This window comes from Bacillus massiliglaciei (genome assembly GCF_900098925.1).
In the GTDB taxonomy this organism is placed as follows: Bacteria; Bacillota; Bacilli; order Bacillales; family DSM-1321; genus Peribacillus; species Peribacillus massiliglaciei.
This window is the reverse complement of the sequence record NZ_LT622356.1, coordinates 121,753-148,441: the sequence shown is the minus strand read 5'-3', so window position 1 is coordinate 148,441 and position 26,689 is coordinate 121,753. Positions and strand designations below refer to the sequence as shown.

Annotated in this window: 25 protein-coding genes; 19 read left to right on the top strand and 6 right to left on the bottom strand. The window is 47.3% G+C overall.

The window, feature by feature from the left end:
* The first annotated feature begins 14 nt into the window (after window positions 1-14).
* From prpB to BQ4305_RS04875, 10 genes are all read left to right on the top strand, one after another.
* Window positions 15-929, top strand: coding sequence for a methylisocitrate lyase (gene prpB / locus BQ4305_RS04920; protein WP_110926735.1), 915 nt, complete (start codon window positions 15-17; stop codon window positions 927-929).
* A gap of 73 nt (window positions 930-1,002) precedes the next feature.
* On the top strand, window positions 1,003-2,706 hold the full coding sequence (locus BQ4305_RS04915) for an acyl-CoA dehydrogenase family protein (RefSeq protein WP_110926873.1): 1,704 nt from the start codon (window positions 1,003-1,005) through the stop codon (window positions 2,704-2,706).
* 20 nt (window positions 2,707-2,726) lie between these two features.
* Window positions 2,727-3,632: an NAD(P)-dependent oxidoreductase gene (locus tag BQ4305_RS04910; protein ID WP_110926734.1), complete on the top strand. Its 906-nt coding sequence runs from the start codon at window positions 2,727-2,729 to the stop codon at window positions 3,630-3,632.
* Complete coding sequence (locus BQ4305_RS04905; RefSeq protein ID WP_110926733.1) at window positions 3,629-5,083, top strand: CoA-acylating methylmalonate-semialdehyde dehydrogenase; 1,455 nt, start codon at window positions 3,629-3,631, stop codon at window positions 5,081-5,083. The genes BQ4305_RS04910 and BQ4305_RS04905 overlap by 4 nt, the downstream gene beginning before the upstream one ends.
* A gap of 15 nt (window positions 5,084-5,098) precedes the next feature.
* Complete coding sequence (locus BQ4305_RS04900) at window positions 5,099-5,878, top strand: enoyl-CoA hydratase-related protein (protein ID WP_110926732.1); 780 nt, start codon at window positions 5,099-5,101, stop codon at window positions 5,876-5,878.
* 15 nt (window positions 5,879-5,893) lie between these two features.
* Window positions 5,894-6,955, top strand: coding sequence for an enoyl-CoA hydratase/isomerase family protein (locus tag BQ4305_RS04895; RefSeq protein ID WP_110926731.1), 1,062 nt, complete (start codon window positions 5,894-5,896; stop codon window positions 6,953-6,955).
* A gap of 415 nt (window positions 6,956-7,370) precedes the next feature.
* The gene (locus BQ4305_RS04890) at window positions 7,371-8,423 is read left to right on the top strand and encodes an iron-siderophore ABC transporter substrate-binding protein (RefSeq protein ID WP_110926730.1); all 1,053 of its coding nucleotides are present in this window, start codon (window positions 7,371-7,373) and stop codon (window positions 8,421-8,423) included.
* Between the two features lies 1 nt (window position 8,424).
* Window positions 8,425-9,459, top strand: coding sequence for a FecCD family ABC transporter permease (locus tag BQ4305_RS04885; RefSeq protein ID WP_199880563.1), 1,035 nt, complete (start codon window positions 8,425-8,427; stop codon window positions 9,457-9,459).
* Window positions 9,456-10,481, top strand: a complete 1,026-nt coding sequence (locus tag BQ4305_RS04880) for a FecCD family ABC transporter permease (protein WP_110926729.1) — start codon at window positions 9,456-9,458, stop codon at window positions 10,479-10,481. Before BQ4305_RS04885 ends, BQ4305_RS04880 begins: the two co-directional genes overlap by 4 nt.
* On the top strand, window positions 10,481-11,311 hold the full coding sequence (locus tag BQ4305_RS04875; protein WP_110926728.1) for an ABC transporter ATP-binding protein: 831 nt from the start codon (window positions 10,481-10,483) through the stop codon (window positions 11,309-11,311). The genes BQ4305_RS04880 and BQ4305_RS04875 overlap by 1 nt, the downstream gene beginning before the upstream one ends.
* A 16-nt stretch (window positions 11,312-11,327) precedes the next feature.
* On the opposite strand, the gene BQ4305_RS04870 is transcribed toward BQ4305_RS04875, so the two are convergent.
* From BQ4305_RS04870 to BQ4305_RS04860, 3 genes are all read right to left on the bottom strand, one after another.
* Window positions 11,328-11,501: an asparagine synthase gene (locus BQ4305_RS04870; RefSeq protein ID WP_110926727.1), complete on the bottom strand. Its 174-nt coding sequence runs from the start codon at window positions 11,499-11,501 to the stop codon at window positions 11,328-11,330.
* Window positions 11,502-11,586: 85 nt separating this feature from the next.
* A complete protein-coding gene (splB, locus tag BQ4305_RS04865) occupies window positions 11,587-12,615 on the bottom strand; it encodes a spore photoproduct lyase (protein WP_110926726.1) in 1,029 nt (342 codons plus the stop codon).
* On the bottom strand, window positions 12,612-12,863 hold the full coding sequence (locus tag BQ4305_RS04860) for a transcriptional regulator SplA domain-containing protein (RefSeq protein ID WP_110926725.1): 252 nt from the start codon (window positions 12,861-12,863) through the stop codon (window positions 12,612-12,614). The genes splB and BQ4305_RS04860 overlap by 4 nt, the downstream gene beginning before the upstream one ends.
* 156 nt (window positions 12,864-13,019) lie before the next feature.
* Here BQ4305_RS04860 and BQ4305_RS04855 point away from each other — a divergent pair, with 156 nt between their 5' ends.
* The 4 genes from BQ4305_RS04855 to BQ4305_RS04835 all read left to right on the top strand — a co-directional run bounded on the left by BQ4305_RS04855 (window position 13,020) and on the right by BQ4305_RS04835 (window position 19,908).
* A complete protein-coding gene (locus BQ4305_RS04855) occupies window positions 13,020-13,367 on the top strand; it encodes a carboxymuconolactone decarboxylase family protein (protein ID WP_110926871.1) in 348 nt (115 codons plus the stop codon).
* A 713-nt stretch (window positions 13,368-14,080) separates the two neighbouring features.
* Complete coding sequence (locus BQ4305_RS04845; protein WP_110926870.1) at window positions 14,081-15,589, top strand: malate:quinone oxidoreductase; 1,509 nt, start codon at window positions 14,081-14,083, stop codon at window positions 15,587-15,589.
* 179 nt (window positions 15,590-15,768) lie between these two features.
* Window positions 15,769-16,919, top strand: a protein-coding gene (locus tag BQ4305_RS04840; protein WP_110926723.1) for an IS3 family transposase whose coding sequence is annotated in 2 segments (ribosomal slippage) — window positions 15,769-16,042 and window positions 16,042-16,919 — 1,152 coding nt in all. Because the reading frame shifts where the segments join, the coding sequence is not laid out codon by codon here.
* A gap of 178 nt (window positions 16,920-17,097) precedes the next feature.
* Window positions 17,098-19,908 (top strand): DEAD/DEAH box helicase, encoded by a 2,811-nt coding sequence (locus tag BQ4305_RS04835; protein ID WP_110926722.1) that lies wholly within the window; start codon window positions 17,098-17,100, stop codon window positions 19,906-19,908.
* 19 nt (window positions 19,909-19,927) lie between these two features.
* Here BQ4305_RS04835 and BQ4305_RS04830 read toward each other — a convergent pair whose 3' ends face one another.
* Window positions 19,928-20,326, bottom strand: a complete 399-nt coding sequence (locus BQ4305_RS04830; protein WP_110926721.1) for a (deoxy)nucleoside triphosphate pyrophosphohydrolase — start codon at window positions 20,324-20,326, stop codon at window positions 19,928-19,930.
* Window positions 20,327-20,578: 252 nt separating this feature from the next.
* Here BQ4305_RS04830 and BQ4305_RS04825 point away from each other — a divergent pair, with 252 nt between their 5' ends.
* From BQ4305_RS04825 to BQ4305_RS22205, 5 genes are all read left to right on the top strand, one after another.
* Window positions 20,579-20,977 (top strand): hypothetical protein, encoded by a 399-nt coding sequence (locus tag BQ4305_RS04825; RefSeq protein WP_110926720.1) that lies wholly within the window; start codon window positions 20,579-20,581, stop codon window positions 20,975-20,977.
* A 175-nt stretch (window positions 20,978-21,152) separates the two neighbouring features.
* Entirely contained in the window at window positions 21,153-21,479 is a 327-nt protein-coding gene (locus BQ4305_RS04820) for a nucleoside triphosphate pyrophosphohydrolase (protein ID WP_110926719.1), read from the top strand.
* Entirely contained in the window at window positions 21,472-23,883 is a 2,412-nt protein-coding gene (locus tag BQ4305_RS04815; RefSeq protein ID WP_110926718.1) for a DEAD/DEAH box helicase family protein, read from the top strand. The genes BQ4305_RS04820 and BQ4305_RS04815 overlap by 8 nt, the downstream gene beginning before the upstream one ends.
* 21 nt (window positions 23,884-23,904) lie before the next feature.
* Window positions 23,905-24,219: a hypothetical protein gene (locus BQ4305_RS04810; protein WP_199880562.1), complete on the top strand. Its 315-nt coding sequence runs from the start codon at window positions 23,905-23,907 to the stop codon at window positions 24,217-24,219.
* A 3-nt stretch (window positions 24,220-24,222) separates the two neighbouring features.
* Window positions 24,223-24,357 (top strand): DnaA N-terminal domain-containing protein, encoded by a 135-nt coding sequence (locus BQ4305_RS22205; protein ID WP_110926869.1) that lies wholly within the window; start codon window positions 24,223-24,225, stop codon window positions 24,355-24,357.
* A gap of 174 nt (window positions 24,358-24,531) precedes the next feature.
* Here the strand turns inward: BQ4305_RS22205 and BQ4305_RS04800 are convergent, their stop codons facing one another.
* Both BQ4305_RS04800 and dnaN read right to left on the bottom strand, forming a co-directional pair.
* Window positions 24,532-25,356, bottom strand: coding sequence for an exosporium glycoprotein BclB-related protein (locus tag BQ4305_RS04800; RefSeq protein ID WP_234396874.1), 825 nt, complete (start codon window positions 25,354-25,356; stop codon window positions 24,532-24,534).
* Window positions 25,357-25,537: 181 nt separating this feature from the next.
* Window positions 25,538-26,668, bottom strand: coding sequence for a DNA polymerase III subunit beta (gene dnaN, locus BQ4305_RS04795; protein WP_110926716.1), 1,131 nt, complete (start codon window positions 26,666-26,668; stop codon window positions 25,538-25,540).
* Window positions 26,669-26,689: the final 21 nt, after the last annotated feature.

Below are 26,689 nucleotides of genomic sequence, written 5' to 3'. Positions count from 1 at the left end.
AAGGAGGCGGTTCCATGGTGTGGATTGTAGATCAGCCGTCAACACAGGAAGAGCTGGCGGCTCGATTTCGGAAACTCATGACAGGGGAAGAGATTTTGCAGATGCCGGGCGCCCATGACGCGATGGCGGCCCTTGTTGCCAAACAGGCGGGATTCTCCGCCCTTTACTTATCCGGGGCTGCGTATACGGCGAGCCGGGGGCTTCCGGATCTTGGACTGATCCATTCAACGGAAGTGGCAGAGCGCGCGAGGGATCTTGTGCGCGCCGCCGATCTGCCGGTTCTCGCGGATATTGATACGGGATACGGGGGCTACCTGAATGCGGCCCGAACCGCGAGGGAAATGGTGGAAGCGCATGTTGCCGCAGTCCAATTGGAGGACCAGCAGCTCCCGAAAAAATGCGGCCATCTGAATGGGAAGCAGGTCATTCCGGCAGACGAGATGGTCCAGAAAATCAAGGTGATCAAAGAGGCGGCGCCTTCCTTGGTTGTTGTGGCCCGGACGGACGCGCGCAGCATCGAAGGGCTGGACGGCGCCGTCAAAAGGGCGGCTGCCTATGCGGAGGCCGGAGCGGACGCCATTTTCCCGGAGGCGCTGGAATCGGAGGAAGAATTCCGCCAGTTCCGGAGCCGGGTTCAGGTTCCGCTGCTTGCCAACATGACCGAATTCGGCAAGACGCCTTACTATACCGCAGAACAATTCCAGGACATGGGCTTCCAGATGGTCATCTACCCGGTGACCTCCCTGAGGGCGGCGGCCAAGGCCTATGAACGGGTCTTTGGGCTGATCAAAAAGGAAGGCACGCAAAAGGCGGCCTTACAGGATATGCAGACGAGAAGCGAACTCTATGAAACAATTTCCTACTATGATTTTGAAAACCTCGATCAAGAAATGGCGAAAACGGTTTTGACCGAAGAACATAAATCGTAAGCGGCAATGGGCAGGCAAGGAAAGCCGGATGCATGCCCTGCTGACAGGGATGAAGGAACGGAGGAGGAATGTCATGGGTGAAGCAGAACTTCAGCAGGATCAAACTTTTATGTCAGGTGACACGAAGGGATCCGGGGTGTTTACGCCGGAGGATTTTAACGGGGATGATCAGCTTGTCGCCAAGACGGCCGAACTATTTGTCAAAAACGAAGTGATGCCGCTTTTGGACGCCATCGACCGGCATGACCGCGAAAGCGCAAAGACCTTATTTGAAGAAGCGGGGGAGCTTGGCTTGCTCAGTGTCGAGGTCCCCGAAGAATACGGCGGACTGTCCCTCAATAAGAAGCTTTCCGGTCTGGTGGCCGAGAAAATGGGGGCGGGCGGTTCCTTCAGCGTCTCCTTCAATATTCATGCAGGCGTGGGGACCTTGCCGTACATCTATTACGGCACAGAGAAGCAAAAGAAAAACTACCTGCCGAAGCTGGCATCGGGAAAATGGGTCGGGGCATATGCCCTGACGGAGCCCGGCGCAGGCTCGGACGCCCTGAATGCCAAAACAGCGGCCGTCATGAATGAAGAGGGGACGGCCTGGATCCTCAACGGGGAAAAACAGTGGATTACGAACGCCCATATCGCGGATGTGTATGTCGTCTTCGCCAGGACAAGTGAGGGCATGACGGCTTTTATCGTGGAACGGTCGTTTCCTGGAGTGTCCGTCGGTCCTGAAGAGAAGAAGATGGGCATTAAAGGGTCATCGACAGCGGCCTTGATCCTGGAAGAGGTCCGCGTCCCGGCCGGGAATGTGCTGGGGACCGTCGGGGAAGGGCATCGCGTCGCCTTGAATATTTTGAACATGGCGCGGCTGAAACTGGCCTTCTCGAACATCGGGACATCGAAGCAGGCGCTGGGCCTTGCCGTGAATTATGCCAAACAGCGCAAACAATTCGGGCGGCCGGTCATCCGCTTCACCATGATTCAGGAAAAGATTGCGGATATGGCGATTGCGGTTTACGGGGCGGAAAGTGCCGCTTACAGGACGGCAGACAGGCTGGATCAAATCGTGGATTCCGCCGCCGCGGAAGATGAAAAATGGAGAAGGCTCGCCGCCTGTGCGGCTGAATGTGCCATCAATAAAATATACTGCTCCGAGGTACTCGGGCGGATTGTGGATGAGGCTGTCCAGATCCATGGCGGCTGCGGGTATATGCAGGAATATGAAGTGGAACGATTGTATCGCGATGCCCGGATCAGCCGGATTTTTGAAGGGACCAATGAGATCAACCGCCTGACGGTCGCCAAAGGGCTCATGAAAAGCGCCGGCCAAACGGACGGCATGGGTGCGGAACGGACGGCAGGTCACGGAAGCCGGAATCAGGCCTTCATCCAGTACGCCTATCAGCTGCTCCGGCAGTCTCTGAAAACCGTGAACCAGTCCGGCCTGGATGTCCAGCAGGAGCAGGAATATGCGCGTTTGCTTGCGGATATCAAGATGGACCTCTATGTGATGGAATCGGCTGTGATGCGGACCGAGAAGGCGATCCGGAAGCGGGGCAGGGAAAAAGAGGGATTGAAAGAGCGAATGACGAACGTTATGTGTGAAGAAGGCTTCCGCAGAATCGAAAAGATGGCGGCGGCCGTGATATCAGGGGCTGTCTCAGAAGAAACAGAAAGAAAGCAAGCCTTGGAGGAGGCTCGCCGCCTCCCTGTCCCTCTCTTCGGGAACCTGTTCACGCAAAAGCGGGAAATTGCCTTACAGATTGCCGAACAGGAAAAATAACATGTGAACGGAGTGGTCATGTGAAAAAAATCGGGTTTATCGGTTTGGGCAATATGGGTCTTCCTATGTCGCAAAATTTACTTCGGTCAAACTTCACTGTATATGGGATGGACCTGAACAAAGAAGCGGAAATGTCCTTTCACCAGGCAGGGGGGACAATCGGTTTGTCCATGGGGGAAATGGCGGAGCAGTGCGATGCCATCCTGACAAGCCTTCCTTCATCAGAGGCGGCGGAGGAGGTGTATCTGGGAGAAAAGGGGCTCGTCCACGCTGAACCGGGGATTGTGCTGATTGATACGAGCACCGTCGCTCCCGGGCTGAATCTTCGGATTGAGGAAGCGGCCGGGAAAAAAGGCATCGATTTTCTGGCGGCGCCGGTCAGCGGCGGGGTGATCGGGGCGGTGAACCGGACCCTTACTTTTATGGTTGGCGGTTCGAAGTCCGTTTTCGATCGGGTGCTTCCGGTTTTGAACGCGATGGGCGAGAATATTTTTCACGTGAACGAGAATGTCGACAGCGGGACGAAGACGAAGCTGATCAACAACCTGCTGATCGGGTTTTATACGGCAGGCGTCAGTGAAGCGCTCCATCTGGCCAAAAGCAGCGGGCTGGACCTTGATAAATTGTTCGGGATGCTGAACGTCAGCTATGGCCAGAGCCGGATCTATGAGCGCAATTATAAAAGTTTCATAGCGGATGAAAACTATGAACCCGGCTTTTCCCTGAAACTGCTCAGGAAGGACCTTGGATTCGCGATGGATCTGGCGGAAAGTAGCGGCGCGGAACTGCCGGTGAGCAAGATCCTCTTTGATCTGTATCGGGAGGCGGAGCAGGATGGATACGGCGACAGGGACATGTCTGTTTTATACAAAAAAATAGAGGACCAGGCGGCTGCTATTTTAAACGAAGGGGCGGGGGAGCGATGATTACAACGAACCGTAAAAAAATGCAGAACAGCATTAATGGAGAATGGGTCGATTCTCAGGGGACCGAAACCGAGGAAGTGGTCAATCCGGCAGACGGGAAAGTGATCGCCTATGTGCCGCTGTCGACGAAAGCGGATGTGGACCGTGCCGTACAGGCGGCCGAAACTGCATACCAGACCTGGTCACTGTTGCCGGTTCCGAACCGGGCCAGATACTTATACAAATACCTGCAGCTGCTTCAGGAACAGAAAGAGCAGCTGGCGGAAATCATTACAATGGAAAATGGCAAAACCTTAAAGGACGCCCGCGGCGAAGTGCAGCGGGGAATCGAAGTCGTGGAGCTTGCGACGGCAGCGCCGACATTAATGATGGGAGAGGCCCTTCCCCGGATTGCGGACGGGATCGACGGCTCGATTTGGCGCTATCCGCTCGGGGTCGCGGCCGGTATTACGCCGTTTAACTTTCCGATGATGGTGCCGCTCTGGATGTTCCCGCTCGCCATCGCCTGCGGAAACACCTTCGTCCTGAAAGTGTCGGAGAGAACCCCGATTCTGGCTGAGAAGCTTGTGGAGCTTTTCTATCAATCCGGTTTTCCGAAAGGCGTCCTGAACCTTGTGCACGGATCGAAGGATGTCGTGAACGGGCTGCTGGAGAATAAAGACATCAAAGCCATTTCCTTCGTTGGCTCAGAGCCTGTGGCGAGATATGTGTATCAAACAGGCACAGCGAACGGGAAACGCGTTCAGGCACTGGCCGGCGCGAAAAACCATGCCGTCGTCCTCGCAGACTGCCATCTTGAAAAAACGGTCCAGGGCATCATCGGCGCGGCATTCGGCAGCAGCGGCGAACGCTGTATGGCCTGCTCGGTCGCAGCGGTCGCCGAGGAGATTGCAGAGGAATTCATGGCACTCCTTATCTCCGAAACCCGCAAACTGAAAACAGGGGACGGCCGGTCCGAGAATCATTTTGTCGGCCCGCTGATCCGGGAAGTCCATAAGAACCGCGTCCTTGATTATATCGAAAGCGGCATAAGGGAAGGAGCGGCATTGGTCGCAGACGGCCGCCGTCCGGAGGTTCAGGAAGGATACTATGTGGGCGCGACCATTTTCGATCATGTGACCCCGGACATGAAAATCTGGCAGGACGAAATCTTCGCACCGGTTCTAAGCGTTGTGCGCGTCAAAGACCTGGAAGAAGGCATCGACCTGACGAATCAGTCCAAATTCGCCAACGGAGCGGTCATCTACACATCCAGCGGCAAAAGCGCCCAGCGGTTCCGCGACAGAATCGACGCCGGGATGATCGGCGTCAATGTCAATGTGCCGGCCCCGATGGCCTTCTTCTCTTTCGCAGGGAACAAAGCTTCTTTCTATGGGGACCTGGGGACAAACGGAAAAGACGGCGTCCAATTTTACACCCGTAAAAAAGTCGTGACGGAACGCTGGTTCTGACGGGAGGGATGATTCATGAACTGCGCATCGGTTGAAAAAGAAGAGCATATAGCGACGGTTACACTGAACAACCCGCCTGCGAACGTCCTGTCTGCAGCCTGTATCGCGGAGCTGCGGTCCATATTTCAGGAACTCGGCCGGGATGAAGGAACAAGGGCGATTATCCTTACTGGAAAGGGCCGCTTCTTTGCGGCCGGGGCGGACATCAAAGAATTCGTGCCCAAATTAGGGGAGCGGGAGCAGGGGCTGTCCCTTGCTGAAGGCGGCCAGAAGCTCTGTGATGAAATTGAGTCCATGAAAAAACCAGTCATTGCAGCCATCAATGGACCGGCACTCGGCGGAGGGCTTGAACTGGCATTGGGGTGTCATTTTCGGATGATCGCCGAAGAGGCAGCGGTCGGCCTGCCGGAACTGAAGCTCGGCCTGATTCCGGCATTTGGCGGCACACAGCGGCTGAGCAGACTGACGGATACGGCGACAGCGCTTGATCTGATCCTCACAGGCCGAACCGTTTCTGCGCATGAGGCCGTGAAGCTTGGGATTGCGCAGTGTGCGGTGAAGGAAGAAGACCTTCTGGAGACGGCGGCGGGTGTGGCGCAGTCCTTTGTCGAAGGCAAAAGCATGACAAGTGTCATGCGGGCAGTGGAATGCATTATCGAAGGCGGCAAGGAAAGCCTGGAACAAGGACTGGAAAGAGAACGGCAGAGGTTCGCTGAACTGTTCCTGACCGCCGATGCCAAAGAAGGAATCCAGGCATTCATAGAAAAACGAAAACCAAACTTTATCCATTCATAGAAAGGAGGAGAAGAGATGTCTGATGAGGTTTTGTTTTCCGTCCATCCGAATGGCATCGCTTCCATTACACTGAACCGCCCGAAAGCCCTTAATTCGCTTTCAGATACGATGATTCGGCTGATCGGTGAAAAATTACGAGAATGGGAGACCGATGAGGCGGTGGCTGTCGTCATCATGAAAGGAGCAGGTCCTAAGGGATTCTGTGCCGGCGGCGATATTAAGGCGCTCTACAAGGCCCGTTCTTCTGAGGCGGATTTACAGGCGGCCGGGCGTTTCTTCGAGGAAGAATACGAGGTTGACATGGCCGTCTATTCATTTCCGAAGCCGATCATTGCCTGCTTAGACGGCATCGTGATGGGCGGAGGGGCCGGCCTGACGTACGGGGCCAGCCACCGCATTGTCACGGAGAGGACGAAATGGTCGATGCCAGAGCTGGATATCGGCTTCTTCCCGGATGTCGGGGCGGCTTACTTCTTAAATCAAGCCCCCGGCTATCTCGGCCGTTATCTTGCCTTAACGGCATCAGTCATCCCGGCTGCCGATGTGTTGTATATGAACGGCGCCGACCTTTATATGGAGAGCGGGGCATTAGAGCGGTTCATCGAAAAAGCGGAACAAACCGAATGGGATCCTGCGAAAGCGGCCGAACAGCTGGACCGGCTCGCCGATCTATTCCGGTCGGAGCCGCCTGAAAAGAGCAGGCTTGCACCGTATCAATCTGAGATTGACCGGCATTTCCGGTTTGATACCGCAGAAGACATTATCCGGTCGCTGGACAGCGGGGGAAGTGAATTCAGCCGGAAGACAAAGGAACAGCTCCTTTCCAAGTCCCCTTTTTCCCTGAAGGTCACCTTAAAACAGTTGGCAGACGGAAAGCATAAAACGATGCAGGAATGCTTTGCGGTGGATCTGCTGCTGGCGCGGAACTTTTTGAGGCATCCCGATTTCTATGAAGGCGTGCGGTCAGTGCTGATCGATCGGGATCAATCGCCGAACTATATGTATCAGAATCTATCAGATGTCACGGATGAAGCCGTCCATCAGTTCTTCGATCCCGCAGCATCGGTTCGTTCCTAGGAATTCGGGAGGGGAAAGAAGGCAGGGACAGAAGTGGAAATTTGGTTGGAATAATAGGGTAAGAATGGATGAGAGTGGGGGCGGCTCCTTTGGAAACAGCACGAGGGAGAGACTGCAGGCTTGAGCCGTGCCCCTGGTACGGAAATTCATACAGAATCAGCCAAAATATCAAATTTCTCTTGGGAAATTTGATATTTTTTATGTGCACCTGCACGCTGGCATCTGCACTCATATGGATCCGGCCACCGAAATCGTGCCAGTTTCACTTTGTTTGCAAAAATGCAAAAATAATGATTGACGGCTTGACATAACAGGGTTTATATTGATGATGATAATCATTATCAATTGATGGCGGTGAAACGCACAATCAATTGGACATCTAAAAAAATTATAGAATAGGCAGGTAGGGGTACATATGAAGAACAAAAAATCATTTTCACTGCTGTTATTGCTGGCGTCGATTATGGCGATTTTTGCATTGGCGGGCTGTTCCGGCCAGTCTTCAAAGGATGAGACAGAAGAAAAAGGGTCATCCGCTTCAGAGAAAGCCGGATCGGAATATCCGATTAAGATCAAACATGCTTTTGGGGAAACAGTCATAAATAGCAAGCCGAAAAGAGTGGTTACCATTCAATGGGCGAACCAAGATGTTCCGTTGGCACTGGGTGTAGTGCCTGCAGGATTCTCAGCAGCAAACTACGGGGTGCAGGATGACAGCGGCCTGCTGCCATGGACAAAAGAAAAATTAGATGAACTGGGCGCAGAGAAACCAACCATCTTCCAAGACACAGATGGATTGGATTTTGAAGCGATCGCCGATGCGAAACCGGATGTCATCCTTGCGGCGTACTCAGGAATTACACAGGAAGACTATGATACATTATCTCAAATTGCACCAGTGGTTGCTTATCCGAAAGCACCGTGGACCACAACATGGCGCGACCAGATTAAATACGATTCAATGGGCATGGGCATGGAAAAAGAAGGCGAAAAGCTGATTGCCGATACAGAAAAATTAATCCAAGATAAAGTAAAAAAATATCCTGAAATTCATGGGAAGAAAGCAGCATTCGCGATGTTCAATGCAAGCGACCTGTCCAAGTTCTTCATTTATACACCGGCAGATCCGCGCGGAGGATTCCTTGAAGAACTGGGCATGGAGTATCCGGAAGGCATTAAAAAGCAAATTAAAGACCCAAACAGCTTCTATATCGAGTTAAGTGCTGAAAATGCGGATGCACTGAACGATGTGGACATGTTCATCGCTTACGGAAATGACAAAACATTAAAAGCCCTTCAGGCTGACCCGATCTTAGGAAAAGTGCCTGCCATTAAAAACGGTTCCGTTGTCATCATTGGCGACAACACTCCGCTGGCTGCAGCCGGAACTCCAAGTCCGCTATCGATTGAATACACCATCGATGAGTACTTATCTTTAATCTCCGATGTTGCGAAAAAGCAGAAGTAACATGAACCATGTAACGGCGGCAGAAAAAAAGCAGCTGCATATTCCGCGTCATTTCACACGGGCGGCTATCACGCTGCTTATCTTACTCGGTGTGTGTATAGCAGCTTCGCTTGCATTTGGCTCGCGGATGGTCGGCTGGACGGATCTGATGGATGGATTTTTCCATCCGGACGTCCAGTCCCATGAGGCCAATGTGGTCAGACAACGAATGGCAAGAACGGTTTTTAGTATGATGTGCGGTGCGGCATTGGGCGTGTCCGGTGCGCTTATGCAATCGGTCACCCGAAATCCCATCGCAGATCCAAGCATCTTAGGGGTGAATACAGGCGCCTCGCTGTTTGTCGTCTGCGGGATCGCCTTTTTCCATATCGGTTCGGCCGATCAATATATTTGGCTGGCCATCGCAGGCGCCTTCCTTACCTCGCTGTTTGTTTTTGGAATCGGGTCCATGGGGCGAGGCGGGGCCACGCCTCTTAAACTTATTTTGGCAGGGGCCGCCACGAGTGCGATCTTATCGTCCTTGGTCATGGCGGTCATGCTGCCCCGGACGAATGTCATGGACCAATTCCGATTTTGGCAGGTGGGCAGTGTCGGGGCAGGAAACTGGGACTCGATTACAACCTTTGTTCCGTTTTTGCTTATCGGCCTGCTTATCGCGATTTTCACGGGGCCGGCATTGAACGCGCTCGCACTGGGAGACGAAGCCGCCTCTGGGCTTGGCGTGCGGCCGGGAGTGCTGCGGGGAGCGGCCATTTTCGGAAGCGTGATTCTATGCGGGGTCACGACTGCCTTGGCGGGTCCAATCGGGTTCATTGGCATTATGGCCACCCATGCAATGCGGTTAATTATCGGACCGGACCTGCGTTTCCTGCTTCCTATGTCAGGATTGGCAGGAGCCATCATCTTAACCATTTCTGATGTGGCAGGCAGGCTGATCGGAAGCCCCGGGGAGCTTGAAGTGGGTGTCATTACGGCCTTTATTGGTGCACCCATCCTCATCTTATTAGCCAAGAAATCGAAGGTGAGGTCATTATGAGAGAAACAAATCGAATTTTGGAAGGCATGCGCAAAAGGAGGCGGCGCTGGATTTTCGCGACTTCCTTATTAGGAATCGCGGCGATTCTCCTCTGCGGGGCGATGCTCATCTTAGGTAACACCATCTACCCGGTAAGTGCCGTGTGGAGCGTATTAATGGGCGAGGACGTCCCGGGAGCCAGTTTTGCGGTGAACACGCTGCGCCTGCCCCGTATGCTGACGGGCTTGTTTGCGGGATTCGCCTTTGGGGCGGCTGGGTATATTTTTCAGACGATGCTGCGCAATCCGCTGGCGAACCCGAATATTCTGGGGATCACCTCCGGCTCCAGCGCCGCCGCCGTGTTTTGTATCACGGTCCTGCATACAAGCTATGCGGGGGTATCCATTGCCGCCGTCATGGGGGGATTGGCGACCGTCATCGTCATGTACTTTTTAGCCCGCGGCCGCTCCTTCTCGATCGGCCGGATTATCATTATCGGGATCGGCATGCAGGCGATGCTGGATGCGGTGATTTCGTATTTAATTTTGAAAAGCGGCCAGCAGGACATTGCCGGAGCACTCAGGTGGCTGAGCGGCAGTCTGAACGGTTCCAAAATGAGCGATGCCTATCCGCTGATGCTCATTGTCGCAGTATGCACGCCGATCCTGCTCATCCTTGGCAGGCAGTTAAGCATGCTGGAACTCGGGGACCAAATGGCGACATCCCTTGGGGTGCCGACCGATAAAATGCGGATGATCTTAATCCTTAGTTCCGTCATCATGATTGCCATTGCCACCGCCACCACGGGTCCGATTGCCTTTATTTCATTTTTGGCCGGCCCGATCGCCAACCGGCTGGCCGGTGCCAGTGCGCAAAATATTCTCCCGGCCGGTTTAACGGGGGCCATTCTCGTATTATTCGCAGATTTAATCGGACAATTTGCCTTTGAATACAGATTCCCGGTGGGAGTGATCACGGGGATACTCGGAGCGCCCTATTTAATCTTCCTACTCATCCGAATGAACCGAAAAGGAGAATTGTAATGAGCAACTCACATGACTTCCGGGTCCATAACCTCGTTTCTGGCTATGACCATAAAACGATCATTCATGGAATCGACCTGAAAATTCCAAAGAATAAAATCAGTGTCATTATCGGCGCCAATGGCTGCGGGAAATCGACCCTTTTAAAAACGATGGCCAAACTGATCAAGCCTGAAGAAGGCGAAATCACGCTGGACGGCAAGGCGATTCACCAATACCCGTCAAAGCAATTGGCGCGCATGCTGGGGCTTTTACCCCAGTCACCTGTGATTCCAGAGGGGATTACGGTGGCGGATTTAGTCGGCAGGGGCCGTTTTCCGCACCAATCCCTCTTCAGCGGATGGTCGAAAAAGGACCATGAGGCGGTGGAAGAAGCGATGGAATTCATGAACATCATCGAATTCGCGAACCGTGACATTGACGAGCTTTCAGGCGGACAAAGGCAGCGCGTCTGGATTGCGATGGCACTTGCCCAGCAGACGGACATTTTATTTCTCGATGAACCGACCACCTTTTTAGACATCACCTATCAGGTGGAAATCTTGGACCTGCTCACCCATTTAAACCGTACACACGGCACAACGATTGTGATGGTCTTGCATGACATTAATTTATCGGCGCGGTATGCAGACCATATCATTGCCGTGAAGGAAGGGAAACTGATCGCGGAAGGTCAGCCTGTGGAAGTCCTCACAAGCGATTTGGTCAAAACGGTATTCGATTTAGATTGTACCGTCATTCCCGACCCGATTTCAGATACGCCCCTGATCATCCCTAAAGGGCGGTATCACGTGAAAAGTGATTTTCAAATAAAGAGAGGAGCCAAATGAATGGCTCCTCTTCTTCTTAACGGCGATGCTCGACAAGGTCAATGACGCCCAGCACCACGTGCGCCAAGCCAAACCCGAAAACGGTATTGGCAATCATCTGATTGGACCTTTGCCTTTGTTTCAGCGCATATCCGGCAGCCGTTACAGCCGTACCCAGTGCAGTCGGTATCATTCCTTCACGAACATTCATCGTAAAATCCCCCCGCATCGCCAGTAGTCGGTGTTTCACCGCCATTTTTAGTGTGGCCTTCCCTTTTGTCTGTCATTCAATGACCTTACGTGAAATATTCCAATTTCGCATGGGGGAAGAACTTCTCCATATAGCTGTACAGGTGTTTTTTGATGTCCTCTTCTTCTTCCTTCTGGTAAATATATTTTCCGATTCCATACCTTCCCCACTTGTATCTTCTTTTTTCTTCTTCTAATTCCAATTTCGTCATGGGGTAATTTTTCTCGATGACTCTTTTTGCAGGCTTCGTGAAACGATGCTGGATAAACTCAAAGGTAAGGTCTTTTTTGGCTTCAGGAGGCAATTCGGCATCCAAACGTTCAAACATCTGATAGTATCCGTCCTGCCACCCTTCATGAAGGTAAATGGGGGCGACGATGAACCCGAGCGGATAGTTGGCTCTGGCCACTTTTCCTGCCGCCTCAATCCGTTTCGCCAAAGGGGAAGTCCCCGGCTCGAAATTCTTAATGACATAGTCGGCGTTCACGCTGAAACGAAATCTTGTCTTCCCGTTATGCTTGGCATCCAGCAGGTGGTCGACATGGTGGAATTTTGTCACGAATCGTAATTGGCCCAGCCCGGACTGCCCGAAATGCTCGATGGCCCTTTTCAGTGTGTGGGTCAAATGGTCAATGCCTACAATATCGGATGTACAGGAGGCTTCAAATCTTGTGATTTCGGGGGCCCTCTCCTCCATATACTGGTCGGCCGCCTCGAGGATTTCATCGACATTCACATATGTACGGATATACGGCTTGCTGCCCATGGTGGTCTGCAAGTAGCAGTAATGGCAGTGGCCCATACAGCCGGTCGCAAAAGGGATGGCATACTCGGCGGAAGGCTTGGACGTGTCGAATTTAAGCGTTTTTCTGATTCCCACGACAAGGGTCGATTTCGCCACGCGATACTTTTTGAAGTCGGTATCGCCGGGAAGGTTCCGTACCTGATTGTGGGAAGTGGTCTCCCGAATTTCGATGTCCATCTTTTTGAATTTCTCATACAGTTCTTGGCCTAAAGGGTAATCCAGTGCAGCAGGTTCGAAGTACACCAGTTTCGGTGTGAAGGGATTATTCATTCCAAGATCCCGTCTGATTCTGTCCCGTAATAATAGCAGTAGGCCTGGTTCGCCTCTTCTTCTGTTGCATAGACAGCCATCTCATCAGACAGGGGATAATACGTTTCATACAGGAACAAGGCCAATTCATCCGCCTGATCGGGGCTGTTGACCACGGCCGCCGCCTGGACATTCGCCACATCCTGGGTATGCGGATTCCGGTAAAAAACATAGACAATGTCTCCGGCCTGGTAAATCTGGTTTTCCATTCCATCACCTACATTTCATCAGTCATTATTACCATTATTCCTTCCCGCTCCAAAATTATAATTTCTTGATTATGGCAGGGGATAAATAAAGGGTCGCTGATTGGTCCATACTACATGTTGCTTTGAAAAAAATGCAGGAGTGATTGTAAATTGAAAATGAATGATGGAAATTTCACTGAAGCGGCACGGATAAAATATAAAGAAGGCATAGGCAGGTTTAATGAAAAACTCCCCGGGTTTGTCAGTCAGTTTAATGCATTTACGGAAGAGTGCTTTAAAGAAGGGGCATTGACCCAAAAACAAAAACAGTTAATCGCATTAGGAATTAGTATTCATGCCCAAGACGAATATTGCATCATCTATCATGCGAAGGGGTGTCTTGAACAGGGCTGCTCAGAGCAGGAAATACTTGAAGCTGTATGTGTAACGGCCGCATTAGGCGGCGGCGCCTCGGTAAGCCAGGGCGTTACGCTTGTCCAGGACTGCCTGAATGAGATGAATTAGCGGGCACTGCAGGAAATGCAGGCCTTATAAAAAGCTTCCATAGGGATAAACGGAGGGATGAAATCGTAAAAGGTTTCATCCTTTTCCTTTATGCTCTGTAACAAAGGCATGCAATACATATGACACGGCTTTCTGCCAAGCCTGTCCTGAACGATTGCTAAAAGAGCGGGCATCCACTTTAAGGATATGGATTCCTTATGATCATGCTCCAATCCTTCTTCTATATTTCTTCTGTTCCATTTCCGTTCGAAAGTTATCCGCGGTTCCTGTCTTTTCATCTTTGCGCCAATGGAAAGGTTTGCAGCCTGAAAAAGGGATGCATTCACCGGGCGGATGGCATATACTTGAGGTGTGAAGGAAATATTCGGTCATTCCTTTAAAACGGGGGATATTTCCAAGGACTGACATGTGATTTTATGTTAAAATAAACCAAGGTGGATCTTTAAGGAGAAGCCGTTCAGAATATTCCTGCTGAACTAAGAGGAAGGTTCTGAATCAATTATTCAGGTTTTACGGACGATTTAATATTTTTCACCAGAATTCGACTAGTTTCTACTGTTCTTCGTGCAATAGGCATTTTATTATGTAAATAATTGTGATAATTTATAATTGGGACAGAAAAGATGTGTTCGTTGGTTGCGCTTTTGCTTGTGGGACACATGGCGGAAGCGCCAGCATCTCTTTTGCAAATCTAGGGGATAAGGATGGTTATCATGAGCAACATACAGAAGCAAACAGACGTTATTTTAATTGGCGCTGGAGTTATGAGTGCAACATTGGGGTCATTGCTTAAAGAATTAGCACCGGATTGGGAAATTACCGTGTTTGAAAAGCTCGCGAAAGCCGGAGAGGAAAGCTCTAACGAATGGAACAATGCAGGGACAGGGCACTCAGCGCTTTGCGAACTGAACTACACAGTCGAACAGCCGGACGGATCGATAAATATTACGAAAGCTATCAAGGTGAATGAACAGTTCCAGCTATCCAGACAGTTCTGGTCTTACCTTGTGAAAAGCAAACTGATCAGCAACCCGCATGACTTTATCATGCCGCTGCCGCATACAAGCATGGTTCAAGGGGAAAAGAACGTAGCCTTTTTGCAGAAGCGTTTTAAAGCGCTGTCAAACAATCCATTATTCCAAGGGATGGAATACTCAGAAGATCCTGCGAAACTGAAGGAATGGATTCCATTGATCATGGAAGGGCGTACATCTGACGAGCCGATCGCCGCAACGAAAATCGACTCTGGTACGGATGTCAACTTTGGGGCGTTGACTCGTATGCTGTTTGAACACCTGGAGAAGAAAGACGTTGTGATGAACTACAACCACGGCGTAGAAGATATCAAGCGTACAGCGGACGGCCTGTGGGAACTGAAGGTGCGTGACATCGAGAACGGAAGAATCGAATACCATACAGCCAAGTTCGTCTTCATCGGCGGAGGCGGCGGAAGCCTGCACCTGCTTCAGAAATCAGGCATTCCTGAAGGAAAAGGCATCGGCGGCTTCCCTGTAAGCGGACTGTTCATGGTTTGTAAGAACCCAGAAGTCATCGCGAAGCACCATGCAAAAGTGTACGGAAAAGCGAAGGTCGGCGCTCCGCCAATGTCCGTGCCGCATCTGGATACACGCTTCATCGACAACAAGAAATCCTTGCTGTTCGGACCATTCGCCGGATTCTCACCGAAGTTCCTGAAGACCGGTTCCATGATGGACCTGATCACTTCTGTGAAACCGAGCAACGTCCTAACAATGCTTGCTGCAGGGGTCAAAGAAATTCCATTGACCAAGTACTTGATCGAGCAAGTCATGCTGTCACACGAAAAACGCATGGAAGAACTGCGTGAATTCATCCCGAACGCGAAGAGCGAAGACTGGGACATCGTCGTAGCAGGCCAGCGCGTTCAGGTCATCAAAGATACCGAAGCCGGCGGCAAAGGAACCCTTCAATTCGGTACAGAAGTTGTCAGCGCAGCAGACGGCTCCATCGCCTGCCTGCTTGGAGCATCACCAGGCGCTTCTACTGCCGTACACGTTATGCTGGATGTCATCAACCGGTGCTTCCCGCAGCATATCAAGGAATGGGAGCCTAAAATCAAAGAAATGGTCCCTACGTACGGCATATCCTTGATGGAACACCCAGACCTTTTCCATGAAGTCCATGCAGCTACCGCTGAAACACTGGGCCTGACTGAAACCAAGCAGCAACTGGTTAATTCCTAATTGCCAGTAACGAAGGGTTTAGTGAAAGAGCTCACGTGGTTTTTGGCAGAGAATAATAATGAAATAGAAAAAGAACCCTCAATCTGGGACTGACCCCTTAGGTTGAGACAAATAAAAAACACCTTCAAGGTTGAAAACGGATGATTGTTATCCGAAATAAGACTTGGAGGTGTTTTTTTATGGGGACAAGAGTGAGCTATCCAGTGGAAATAAAACAGAAGGCAGTAGAAATGAGACTGGCAGGGGTGTCCGTAAAAGAGATAATGCACGAGTTAAATATCAAGAATAAAACACAGATTCAAACCTGGGTTAGATGGTATAAAGCTGGAGAAATCAATCGGTTTGAACAGCCTGTTGGTAAGCAATATACGTTCGGGAAAGGGCCCTTTTACTCTTCAGAGATGGAAAAATTACAAGCAGAGAATCGCTTTTTAAGACAACAAAATGAAGTTTTAAAAAAGTACAAGGAATTGGAAAGGATGTTGATAGAGAAACGACAATCCAGCTTGTAGAGGAATTACGTGAGACGATGAGTGTCAAGGATATTTGTCTTCATCTAGGGGTTTCCAGAGCTACCTATTATCGTTGGAAGGCAAACAGGAATACCTACCATGAGAAACGTGAATTTGAATCTCAGATCGGCGCGTTGTGTAAAGCACATAAATTTCGATATGGATATCGGAAGATTACAGCGGTACTAAATCAGGAAAAGTGCATTAATCGTAAAGCGGTGCAGCGTATTATGCAGGAGAATGGCTGGCAGTGCAGAGTGAAAGAGAAGAAGCGAACGAACACAGGCCAACCTTATGCCGTCGCAGAAAACATATTAGATCGGAACTTCCAGTCCGATCGTCCACTCGAAAAACTTGTGACAGACATAACTTATTTGCCTTATGGGCAGAAACAATTGTATCTTTCCAGTATATTAGACTTGTACAACGGACAAGTCATTGCTTTAACGATTGGAGATAGACAGAATACAGCCTTCGTATTAGATACACTCGATCAGCTCCCGGCCTTACCGGAGAATTGTGTATTACATAGTGATCAGGGTTCTGTTTATACTTCATACGAATATCAACAGGCGGTTAAAGCAAAAGGCATTACCATGAGCATGTCCCGGAAAGGAACGCCCGCTGATAATGCCCCTATCGAATCGTTTCATTCCTCACTAAAGTCTGAAACGTTCAACCTCGACAGCGTGAACCGAACTACGACGGCAATCGTAGAGCGAACTGTCGAAGAATACATTTATTATTATAACAACATTCGTATTCAAACAAAACTAAACAACCAATCACCGATACAATATCGGCAATTGGCTGATTGAAGGTGTTTTGATCCCTGTCTCACTAACGGGGGTCAGTCCCTCTTAGGATTGGGGGTTCTTTTTTATGGAAAGAAGGGATCAACCTTAAAAGTGGTTGTCTGTCATTTTTTGTGAAAAATATGGTATATTATTCTTATATAATGTATCTACCAATTCATCAAAATGATTAGGAGTTAACATGTCTGTTGAGAAAAAATTAATTGTGAACTCAGATAAAGGGAATTTGTTAAATGAACTTGTTTCTTCCATTCAACAATGTAAAAAATTCTATTTCAGTGTGGCTTTTATCAATTTTAGTGGACTGCAGTTGTTATTGGATTCTTTTAAGGAAGCAGAGAAAAGAGGCGTAGAAGGAAAGATTATTACGTCAACCTATTTGAACTTTACAGAAACAAAGGCACTCAAGAAGGTTAATGAGTTTGAAAATATACAACTGAAAATTTTTGATACAGAAAAAGAAATTGGTTTTCACACGAAAGCCTATATTTTTGAGTATGAAGAAAATTATAAGGTGATAATCGGTTCTTCTAATATTACTCAAAGTGCACTTAAAAGTAATGTCGAATGGAATGTAGGGATTATCGCAAAACAGGATGCTTATTTTCTTCAAGATGTTTTAAAGGAATATGAGACCCTTTGGAATAGCAGTGTACAAGCAGATGAAATTTTTATTCGAAAGTATGAGGAGTTTTTATCCAAATTAAGTGGCTATAAGAATACGCAGCAATTTATTTATGAGAGCTCTGATTATGTTGTTCCGAATGCAATGCAAAGACGTGCTGTTGAAAATTTGGAACGAATTCGTTCATTTGGAGAAACGAAAGCATTGGTGATCGCAGCAACCGGTACAGGTAAAACGTATATGTCAGCTTTCGACGTCAAAGCCGTTAAGCCGAAACGATTGCTGTTTATTGTTCATAGAGAGGAAATTTTAAAAAAGGCAAAAGAGACCTTTGCAAAGTTGATTCTAAATGAAGGGTTGACCTTTGGCTTGTTAACAGGGAATCAAAAGCAAAGAAATGCAGACTATATATTCTCGACGATTCAGACCATATCGAACAGCTATCACGAATTTAGTCCTAATGAATTTGATTATATAATCTTTGATGAGGCACATCATGCGACGAGCCCAAGCTATCAAGCGATATTTGATTATTTCCAACCAAGCTTTACGTTAGGAATGACGGCTACTCCAGAAAGAAGCGATCATCAAAATGTCTTTGACCTGTTTGATAATAATGTAGCTTTGGAAGTAAGATTGCATGAGGCTCTAGAGGATGAGTTAGTAATTCCATTTCATTATTTTGGTATAACAGATATTGAAGGAATTGATTTAAGTGATGTAGATATTGATGATGTTGCGGAAATCACCAAGCGTTTAAAAGTAAATGAACGAGTAGATTTTATCATCGGAAATATGAACTTTTATGGACATGACGGAGAAAAGAGGAAGGGTCTGGGTTTCTGTGTAACGGTGGAACATGCAAGATACATGGCAGACGAATTTAATAAAAGAGGCTATAAAAGTATCTGCTTATCTGGAGAGAATTCAGTTGATCAAAGAGCGCACTATATTCATAGGCTTGAAGACGACAATGATGAATTAGAGTTTATTTTCTCTGTCGATATTTTTAATGAAGGCGTCGATATTCCATCGGTTAATACGGTTTTAATGCTACGACCTACCAATTCCCCCATCGTCTTTATTCAACAGCTTGGACGGGGATTGCGCAAACATAAGGATAAGACTTTTTTAACCGTCCTTGATTTTATCGGGAACCATAGTAAAACTTTCTTAATTGCGATCGCTTTAAATGGAAGCCGCTATTATGATAAGGAAAGCTTGAAAGTAGCCATTGCGACAGGCTTTGCAAACATTCCCGGTGCAACTCACATTCAAATGGATAAAATCTCAGTTGAACGGATTCTTTCCCAAATTGATAAGGAGAATTTTAATTCCTTAAAATATTTGAAAGAAGAGTATTTTGAATTTAAGAAAATGAACAATGGCCATATTCCTTTGTACTTAATGGATTATATAAAGTTTGATGGGGCACCTGATCCGATTAAGTTTATTAACCGGGATAAAAGTTATCTTCAGTTTGTGGCGAAGGTAGAGAAGGATGATCATTTAAAGGGTCTTTTATTAAACGAAAACTTTGAAGGAGCACTAAAGGAACTATCAGGTAAATTACCACTTAAAAGAGTCTATGAGTTTGTGATTGCAAAGTACTTACTAGAGCATGAGCAGATTTCATTAGATATTGCTAAGCAGGAAATTTTGAAGCTTGTAAAAGAAGTGGATGAAGATAGCGTCCGCCATGCTATGGAATGCTGGAACCAAGACTACTATGATCCAGGTCAGAAGAAACGGAATTTCAAACTGTTTTCTTTAATGGACGGGTACCTAACGAAAACACCTTCTTATCAAAAGCTACTTGAGAATGAAGATTTTCGAAAGTTTATCGAGGATATTATCCTTTATGGGATTTTCCGCTATGAAAAGGAATTTAAAGAAGATTACTATGGGGTACCGCACTTTAAGTTATATGAGCAATATCAAATGGCGGATGCGGCGTTACTTTCAAACTATCGGAAAAGCCATAGCGCCTTTAGAGGATCTGGTTTACTCTCCAATGGGAAGGACTACTTCTTGTTCATTGATCTTCATAAAGAAGCGGATATAAAGGAAAGTATTAATTATCATGATGAATTTATCAACGAACGATTTTTTCAATGGCAAACGCCCAATAGTACAGCGCCTACTTCGGAACGAGGAAAGAATATCGTATACAATAAAGATAGGGGAATTGCTCTTCATTTATTTATACGAAAGTATAAAGAGATTGATGGAAAAACAGAACCTTATATTTATATAGGGAAGGGAAATACAGTGGAATTCCGTGGAGAAAAGCCGATTACCGTTAAGATGGAATTAGAGCATGAGATTCCGGCTACCCTTTATACAGAGTTTACGAAAAAAGTGTAGTCTTCTCATTTTGAGAAGACTATTTCTTTTCCTCTATCAATTGTTCAACAGCCGGTATATCGGCTGGAGCCCATTTTAGTGAGCTTAAATTATCACGTTTAAGCCAAATAAGTTTGGAATGTTCACTTGCTGTAGGAGATCCTCCCACAATCCTGCATTTGATTGAAAGTAGATTAATGATAAACGTATCGTATTCGTGGGTGTTATCATTAAATAGTCCTTCTGTTTCAATCTCACACCCTAGTTCTTCTTGTATTTCCCTCTTCAGAGCAGTGAACATATCTTCACCGATTTCTACCTTCCCACCTGGGAACTCCCACATATTTGGGATACTCATCTCTGGTGAACGTAAGGCACATAAAATTTCATTCTTTTCATTTTCTATGATGGCTGCGACTACTTTAACTGACTTTTTCATGAGGGCCTCCTAAACACACTTTCTATAGATATCATATCATTCCTATAAAAGTTGAGTAAGAAAAAAAGTATAAAATAAGGTTCATGTTTTATTTAAGATATTATAGTAATATATGCAATCTTTTATAGCACTAGGAGTAAGCTTGTATCAGAAAAATCATTAATAAAGGAGTAATCTGGATGAAGAAAACTGGTGAAGAATGATTTCTGATTGGAAATACAGAGACTGATATGCATTTTTAGAATTTAAGCAGTGAAATCAATCGGCTCTTTTGGCAAACTCGCGAAGTTTATTGTAGCAAAAGCAGTAAATGCAACTAATATAATGAGGGTTGAGTGGGATGCCTATGACCTTTTAACACCGGAGGGTATTAAAAAAATTGAAGTTAAGTCAGCTGCTTATGTTCAGTCATGGCAGCAGGTAAAAAGTTCATCCATTACTTTTGGAATTGCCCCTACAATGGGATGGGAATCTAGCACGAATACATATTTTACAGAAATAAAGAGGAGTGCAGACGTATATGTCTTTTGTTTACTAAAAGAACAAGATCGAAATGTTGTAAATCCGTTAAATCTTGATCAATGGGAGTTCTTTGTTCTAACAACTGAGCAGATTAATCGAGGAAAAGGAATCAGAAGACAATTGGTTTAAATAGTCTTTTAAAAATGAATCCGGCCATAACAGGATTTTTGGGTCTTGCAGAAGCGGTGCAAGAGGCATCAAAGGAAAAATGAAAATCTCTTTTTTGCTGAAGTTTTCTGCATCAATCGGTATACAATCGATGATAAAATAAAAGGACATCTACAAGAGTAATAGGAGGTCCACTATGCCAATCCATAACAAATTAGTCCGTGACCGGATTCCGGAAATTATCGAGAGGACCGGCAAGAAGTTCACGACACGGGTACTCGATGATCAGGAGTACATACAAGAGTTAAAGAAAAAGAGCTTTGAAGAGTTGCAGGAGTATATGGAGACGGAAACAAAGGAAGACGCGATGGAAGAGCTTGCGGATGTGCTGGAAATCATCCATGCGCTGGCTGAGTATCATGGGAGCTCTATGGATGAAGTGGAGAAAATCCGCCAAGAAAAGGCGGCAAAGCGCGGAGGATTTAAGGAGAAGATTTACTTGATTGAGGTAGAAGATGAGTAAGGTTCAGCTGATCACTCGAAAGCTGGGAACGCATTTGTTGAAGCAGATGGATACTGCTTCGTCTATTTGTATTCTCACTTCCTTTGTTATGAAGTCAGGAGTTCAGTATTTACGGAAGTCCTTGCAGGAAGCGGCTGAGCGTGGAGCAGATATTAAGGTATGTACAGGAGACTATTTATTTGTCACCCAGCCGGAGGCGCTGCGTATGCTGATGGAGATCAGTCCGCAAATGGAAGTTCGCTTATGGAAAAGCAATGGGGTGTCCTTTCATCCGAAAGCGTATTTGTTTCAGGATGAGCATCAGGATTGCCTGTTTGTGGGTTCCTCCAATCTTTCTAGGTCGGCTTTGAATCACGGGGTGGAATGGAGCATTTCGGTTAGTGAGGATGAAGAGGTCTTTAATGAAGGGCTGCATCTCTTTTTGGAAACCTTTTATGCGGATCAGACGGTACCTTTGAATGAAGAAACGTTAAAGGAATACGAGGAACGGTACAATCAGTATCATGTTTCAAGTCCAAGCCTTGGCCGCGAATGGGCAGCGGCAGAGGAATTGGATCTTATGCTGCCTGAAGAAACGGGACATGCTCCGCATCCAAGTACCATTTTGGAACAACCGGAAGCTTATGGGGAGATTCAGCCTAGGTTTGCCCAGATTGAGGCGTTGGAAGAGCTTGATAAAACGCTGGAAGAAGACTATGACAAAGCGCTTGTCATCATGGCGACGGGGCTTGGGAAAACGTATTTGGCCGGTTTTTTTGCAAAGAAATTTAAACGCGTACTCTTTATTGCCCATTTGGAAGAAATCCTGCATCAGGGGAAAAAGTCGTTCCAGACGGTCATGCCGGAAGAGACATTTTCGATTTATAACGGCAAGCTAAAGGAAAAAGGAGGACATACGATTTTTGCTTCCATCTATACTTTAAGCATGCAGCGCCATCTTCAAAGCTTTGATCCTGAGGAATTTGATTTGATCATTGTCGATGAATTCCATCACGCAGCAGCCGCGACCTATAAGAGGGTGTTAGACTATTTTCAGCCAAAGTTCCTGCTTGGGATAACGGCCACCCCCGACCGGAATGATAACAAGGATGTGTATGCGCTTTGCGGAGGAAATGTGGCCTTTCGGCTGGATTTCTTGGAGGCGATTGAGCGGAACTGGCTGGCTCCTTTTCAGTATCACGGGGTGTATGATGACACGGATTACAGTCAGATTAGCTGGCTAGGGAACCGCTATGATGAACAGCAGCTCTTGCAGGCTCAACTGCGGGACGAACTGGCAGAAAGAATTCTCAATGCTTGGCAGGAGAAAAAGCAGACCCGTACGATTGGTTTCTGCTCTTCTATTAAACAAGCAGATTTTCTTTCCACTCATTTTAACAAGTCTGGTTTTCAAACGGTCAGCTTGCACTCTAAGACAGATGTCCAAAGAGAGGAAGCGATAAGCCAGCTTGAAAGCGGGGAGATTGATGCGGTTTTCACGGTGAACCTGTTTAATGAAGGGGTGGATATTCCGGCTGTCGATACACTTCTGTTTGTAAGGCCGACGGAATCATTAACGATTTTTACCCAGCAGATTGGCAGGGGACTTAGGCTTCATGATGGAAAGGATCATTGTGTGATTATTGACCTGATCGGGAATTACCGCCATGCCGATGTGAAGCTGAGCGTTTTTGATACACGAGGGAATGGCGAGAAAAAAGCGGCAACGGAACCGCTGCTGCCTGACTCATGCAAGGTGGAGCTGGATATGAAGGTCATTAATCTGTTAAAGGAAATGGCCCGGAAGAGGCAGCCTCGCAGAGAAAAGCTGTTGAATGATTATCAAGAGCTGAAGCGGGAATTGGGCAGAAGGCCTTCGTATTTGGAGCTGCATCTTCAGGGGACTTCAGAATCCCCGCAATACCGTCAGGAGTTTGGCTCGTACCTTGGCTTTCTGGATTGGGCGGAAGAGCTTACGGGAAAAGAGAGTGAAGTGTTCGAGCGTTTCCAGCCATGGATAAAAGAAGTAGAGAAAACCGGTATGGCGAAAAGCTATAAAATGGTTGTCCTGCTGGCGATGCTCGAAAGGGGAGCGGATCACTGGTTCGATCCAATTACATCGAAAGAAGCTGCTCCGTTTTTCCATCAATATCTAACGGAAACGGAGTACCGGAAGCAAATCGATTTCTCTGACAAAGGCGCGAAAAAACTGTGGGAATATGATGAGGATGGAGTCGGAAAACTCATTTCGACTATGCCCATGACAAAGTGGAGCGGCAGTTCGAAAGGATTAATCGCTTATGATAACGATACATTTAAGATAAATCTTGAACTTGCGGAAGAAGACAAGCAGTTGTTATTTCAAATGACTAGGGAGATATGCGAGTACCGCCTGCATTATCACTTTGAACGGAAAGTGAAATAGAGGGAATAAAAAGGAGGAGCAATGATGAATCAGGAAGCGGCCATTGTCCATAGAAGTGATGTCGAGCGGATCATTTTAGCAATGAAGAGAGGGGAAGATGTGAAGGCGGAAATCCTGTTTGAATACTCTTTGCTAACGAAAGCGGAGTATCTGGAATTACAAGACAGATATAAACCGTCCTCTTCTGAACCGCCTGTTTTGTCAGCGAATAAGGAACAGTCTACTAATCCAAAAGAGACTGCCGATTCTGATTCGCTATGGGACCAGGTGTTATTGAGGATTTCTAGTAAGATCTCTAAGCCTTCCTACGAAACATGGTTCTCGAAAACGACCTGAAGTATCGTTGATCAAAAATTAGTTATACAAACTCCGGATGAATTTAATCGTGACTGGCTAAATGAGCGTTATGCGGAACTGATTAAGGAAACGGCGAGAAAGATTTGTGAGCAGGATTATGAAGTGGTGATTCGATAGGTATGTATCTATGAAAAAAAGTCTGGGTGACTGGCCCAGACTTTTTTTTACTAACTAATAGCCACTCCTGCACTGGCATACCCGACAATGGCCGTAGCTAGAGGGAGTCCGCCTGCTGTGTCAACGGAAAATACCATCAATAAGCGGTCGCCGGCCGCTACAGGGATTGATAAATCATCGATAACGCCTGAGGCTGTTTCGCCAATGCCTATTATTCCGGTAAAGGAAGGAGCTAATGTAACCCTCAGCTCCGGGAATTGCCGTGAATGTGTTAGGATCCGGTCCTGCCTGCGGGGCGCTGAATAATTGAGCGGTGATCGTGGCTGTTTCCCCTAATAAGGAAACGGCGGCCGTTGAGCTGAAGTAAGCGGCAATGGACGTGATGACCCCGGCGCGCGGTGCAGAAAAGGCCATATTGAGCAGCGTTCCGGCTGCACCTGTCAGATCTACAGTGGTGTCTCCGATAAGTACCGTGTTAGCCGAGTTTCCAAATCCAATCAGTCCGACTGTATCCACGGCATCGAGAACGGTTCCTAAAGCAACGGGAAGACCTGATGCAAACGGAATGATGGCGCCAATCCCTGCCGGTCCTGCTGGTCCCGCTGGTCCCGCTGGTCCTGCCGGTCCTGTTGGCCCTGTTGGTCCTGCCGGTCCTGTTGGCCCTGTTGGTCCTGTTGGCCCCGCTGGTCCTGTCGGTCCTATTGGTCCTGCTGGTCCCGCCGGTCCTGCTGGTCCTGCCGGTCCGCCTGCCGGCCCCGCCGGTCCTGCTGGTCCTGCCGCCGGTCCTGCTGGTCCTGCCGGTCCCGCTGGCCCCGCTGGTCCTGAGAGTCCGGTCGGTCCCGCTGGTCCCGGTGCTCCTGCCGGTCCTGCCGGCCCCGCTGGTCCCGGTGCTCCTGTCGCCCCTGCCGGCCCCGGAGGTCCCGGAGGCCCTGGTGGACCGATATAAATATTTTTACATGTACACTTATATTTTTTGCATTTACTGCATTTATGTCTCATCCTTTTATCCCCTTATCAGAAAACTAACGCTTTTCCTTTTAGGCTATGTACATCATGGATAAAAGGGTGGGCGAAAACCTAATGGAAGTAAAAATACTAAATGCACGTCGGCATTTAGTATTATTTACTGGCTATATATAAGGTAGATGAGAGCAGAAGGGAGTCTGTCCAAGTGATCCTCTTAATAGGACCGTACTGGAGAAATAAGTTGGAAATAAGAAGCATTATTAATAGGTTCAATTAATACCGGCCTCATTGAACCATTAAAACTTAGATATATCTCTTGCTCTTTTATCCCTCTTAGAGCATCGATTAAAAAAGTTCCATCAAGTGAGATTCTTAAATGAGTCTCACCCTGAATTTCCTTAATCTTTTGTGTTTCTTCTATTTTACCTATTTCTGAAGAGGCAGAGGAGATTTTTAGTTTTTTACCGTCTATTATTTCTAACAGGACAGTGCTATTTTTTCCTTCACTCGAAAATAAGCAGGATCTATCGATCGCTTGTAAAAACGGCTGCGTGCTGAGGATGATTTTTGTCTTTAAGTCTGTGGGGAATAATCCTGAGGTGTTAGGGTAATTCCCTTCAATTAATCTTGAATATAGTGAGGCAGTATTTGATTTGAAAACCATAAAGCTGTCCGTGACAAATATGTTAATGACCCCTGCTTCATTAGTGATTAACTTAGCAAGTTCTTGAAGGCTTACACTTGGAACATTGAAAGAACCCTTTACATTTGATTCTGCATGGATCTTTCTCGAAGCCAAACGTTGTGAATTTGTTGCAGTACACGAAAGCTGATTTTCCCTGAATGACATATTCACTCCTGTCAGAATAGGCCTCGATTCACTCCTTGATGCTGCAAATGCTGTTTGTTTTATTATTTCTATTAGTTTATTACGATTAATTTGAATACACTTCGCTTCGTCGATTTGAGGAAGTCTTGGGTACTCTTCAGAATTAAAACCGTGCAGGGCAGTCTTGATCTCATTAGATTGAATCATAACTAGTTGGTTTTCTTTTACTTTTAAGTGTATCTTATGGGGTAATTTTTTTACGACTTCATTTACATATTTTGCTGATACAACGACACTCCCTGTTTCATAAACCTCCAGAATCTTTTCGCCGTCCATTGTGATGGGAATGAATTTTTCAATCATGATATCCGAGTTACTGCCCACAAGTTTTAAGCCGCTATCATCAACCGTCATTTTTATTCCTGTCAAAATGGGGAAGGGGGTTTTTACCGATACAGCTTTACTTACATCCGATATAGCTTTGTAAAAGTATTCTTTTTGTATTATAAATTCCATGAATAGCCCGCCTTATTATTG

Excerpts from the sequence above, each read along its gene's own strand:
- BQ4305_RS04890 (WP_110926730.1), top strand. The coding sequence starts at position 7,371 with ATGAAGAACAAAAAATCATTTTCACTGCTGTTATTGCTGGCGTCGATT.
- BQ4305_RS04860 (WP_110926725.1), bottom strand. The coding sequence starts at position 12,863 with ATGGAAAACCAGATTTACCAGGCCGGAGACATTGTCTATGTTTTTTAC.
- BQ4305_RS04875 (WP_110926728.1), top strand. The coding sequence starts at position 10,481 with ATGAGCAACTCACATGACTTCCGGGTCCATAACCTCGTTTCTGGCTAT.
- BQ4305_RS04820 (WP_110926719.1), top strand. The coding sequence starts at position 21,153 with ATGCCAATCCATAACAAATTAGTCCGTGACCGGATTCCGGAAATTATC.
- BQ4305_RS04830 (WP_110926721.1), bottom strand. The coding sequence starts at position 20,326 with ATGAAAAAGTCAGTTAAAGTAGTCGCAGCCATCATAGAAAATGAAAAG.
- BQ4305_RS04815 (WP_110926718.1), top strand. The coding sequence starts at position 21,472 with ATGAGTAAGGTTCAGCTGATCACTCGAAAGCTGGGAACGCATTTGTTG.
- BQ4305_RS04835 (WP_110926722.1), top strand. The coding sequence starts at position 17,098 with ATGTCTGTTGAGAAAAAATTAATTGTGAACTCAGATAAAGGGAATTTG.
- BQ4305_RS04810 (WP_199880562.1), top strand. The coding sequence starts at position 23,905 with ATGATGAATCAGGAAGCGGCCATTGTCCATAGAAGTGATGTCGAGCGG.
- BQ4305_RS04800 (WP_234396874.1), bottom strand. The coding sequence starts at position 25,356 with ATGAGACATAAATGCAGTAAATGCAAAAAATATAAGTGTACATGTAAA.
- BQ4305_RS04855 (WP_110926871.1), top strand. The coding sequence starts at position 13,020 with ATGAATGATGGAAATTTCACTGAAGCGGCACGGATAAAATATAAAGAA.
- BQ4305_RS04915 (WP_110926873.1), top strand. The coding sequence starts at position 1,003 with ATGGGTGAAGCAGAACTTCAGCAGGATCAAACTTTTATGTCAGGTGAC.
- splB (WP_110926726.1), bottom strand. The coding sequence starts at position 12,615 with ATGAATAATCCCTTCACACCGAAACTGGTGTACTTCGAACCTGCTGCA.
- BQ4305_RS04905 (WP_110926733.1), top strand. The coding sequence starts at position 3,629 with ATGATTACAACGAACCGTAAAAAAATGCAGAACAGCATTAATGGAGAA.
- dnaN (WP_110926716.1), bottom strand. The coding sequence starts at position 26,668 with ATGGAATTTATAATACAAAAAGAATACTTTTACAAAGCTATATCGGAT.
- BQ4305_RS04885 (WP_199880563.1), top strand. The coding sequence starts at position 8,425 with ATGAACCATGTAACGGCGGCAGAAAAAAAGCAGCTGCATATTCCGCGT.
- BQ4305_RS04900 (WP_110926732.1), top strand. The coding sequence starts at position 5,099 with ATGAACTGCGCATCGGTTGAAAAAGAAGAGCATATAGCGACGGTTACA.
- prpB (WP_110926735.1), top strand. The coding sequence starts at position 15 with ATGGTGTGGATTGTAGATCAGCCGTCAACACAGGAAGAGCTGGCGGCT.
- BQ4305_RS04870 (WP_110926727.1), bottom strand. The coding sequence starts at position 11,501 with ATGAATGTTCGTGAAGGAATGATACCGACTGCACTGGGTACGGCTGTA.
- BQ4305_RS04895 (WP_110926731.1), top strand. The coding sequence starts at position 5,894 with ATGTCTGATGAGGTTTTGTTTTCCGTCCATCCGAATGGCATCGCTTCC.
- BQ4305_RS04880 (WP_110926729.1), top strand. The coding sequence starts at position 9,456 with ATGAGAGAAACAAATCGAATTTTGGAAGGCATGCGCAAAAGGAGGCGG.
- BQ4305_RS04845 (WP_110926870.1), top strand. The coding sequence starts at position 14,081 with ATGAGCAACATACAGAAGCAAACAGACGTTATTTTAATTGGCGCTGGA.